This is a genomic window from Micromonospora sp. NPDC005324 (assembly GCF_040607155.1).
In the GTDB taxonomy this organism is placed as follows: domain Bacteria; phylum Actinomycetota; class Actinomycetes; order Mycobacteriales; family Micromonosporaceae; genus Micromonospora; species Micromonospora trifolii.
On record NZ_JBEXGE010000118.1, the window covers coordinates 1 to 1,678 of the forward strand.

1 protein-coding gene is annotated in these 1,678 nt (G+C 67.0%); it reads left to right on the forward strand.

The genetic code is table 11. From position 1 onward, the window contains the following. A partial coding sequence (locus ABZS40_RS36655) for a site-specific integrase (protein WP_354949325.1) occupies positions 1-998 on the forward strand: 998 nt, incomplete at its 5' end. Positions 999-1,678: the final 680 nt, after the last annotated feature.

The window sequence follows — 1,678 nt, forward strand, 5'->3', positions numbered from 1 at the left end:
TGCAATCGCATCCCGCGACGCCGTCCGTTGTGCCGACGGTCGCCGAGTACCTGCCCCGTGTTCTTGCCGCTGCCGGGCCCGGAGCACGCCGCACCGGCACCTACTGGGAGCGGATGGCCGCCGCGTGGCCCGATCGGCCCTTGGACACCATCACTGCCAGTGATTTCGAGGCTCTGAAACAGGCGATGATCGCCAGCGCCGTGTCGCGGCGCAACAGCCGCAACGGCCGACACGCCGGTGAGCACCTCATCGCCGCCGCCCGCGCCTTCTACCGATGTGCCATCGCCGACGGGCTGATCGACGCCGCCGCCAGCCCCGCGCACCGCGTCGCGAAACCCCGACGCTTACCCTGCACCCGCCGCGCGTTGACCGCACACGAATTGGAGGAGATCAACGCGATGGCGCGCACCAGCGGAAACGACGTCATCCTCGACGCGCTGATCCTGCGACTGCACACCGAGACCGCGTGCCGCCGCGGCGGCGCCCTGGCCCTACGGCTGGTCGACCTTGATGCCACCAACGGACTCGTCCGCCTCACCGAGAAAGGATCCACCATCCGCTGGCAGCCCATCACCATCGATCTCGCCGGACACCTGCGAGAGCACGCCAACGCTCGCGGCGCGGTCCTGCCGACCGATCCGCTCCTGCGCGCGCGCAACGGCCAACCGATCACCAGCCGCCGCTACGACCACCTATGGCAACGCTTAGGTGAGCGCCTGCCCTGGGTAGCCGTGCACGGCATCTCGACCCACTGGCTACGCCACACCACCCTGACCTGGGTGGAACGGCACTTCGGCTACGGCATCGCCCGCGCCTACGCCGGACACACCGACAGCCCTGGTTCCTCCACCATCACCTACATCAAGGCCGACCTGCACGACGTCGCCAACGCGCTGTCCGCCATGACCGGTCAACCACACCCGATGGCAGAACGCAGGGACGACTTCCAATCGATCGCCAAGCCTTCACCGGCTGACCTTCCCCGTCCACCGAGCTGAGCCGCCTGCTCGACGGCGGTGCGGGGCACAACCCGCACCGCCGTTGAGCGGAAGATCAGGTTGACGGGCGATGGCAGGTCCTCCGGCCCAACGCCGACGAGCCGCTTGATCGCTGACGTTCAAGTCCGCACCGGTCCGGCGACCGATCGGACAGCCTTGAACAGATCGAGGACCTAGCGACGGAATTGTGAAGAAGGCCCGACGCACTGCGCTTTCCGGACCTTTAGGGCCCAATGCCAAGCAGTCTAAATGAGATCAACACATCGACCCCGTCCGTCAACGGGTCAAGCCCAAGTGCGCTCCAGCGGCCCGGGGCCCCGAGACCCCCCCGGAGGGTGAGGGATCAGGGGCCCGATCTCACCTGTCCGAAGGTAGTGTCTCGTTCTGCGGGCCAGCGCGCAGTAGTCGTGCCCCAGCTATCACCGACCCTTCGGGCCTCGCGGCTTGTCGGTCTATGCCAGTGCAACGGCCATGGTGTGTGTGGTGCGTGCTGAGGCTGCCGCTGTGTGGGCGACGAGGACGGCGTGCAGTCCAGCCTCCAGGCAGGCACCTTCGTTGCCTTGACCTAGTACCAACGCCGTTCAGTTAGCCTCGGTCTTTCATGAGTGATTGATCTTGGTGTTGTGGGTGCGGCTGTCGGTGTTTCTGCCGGTGGGCATGGTGTGGGCCCGACGCGGGGC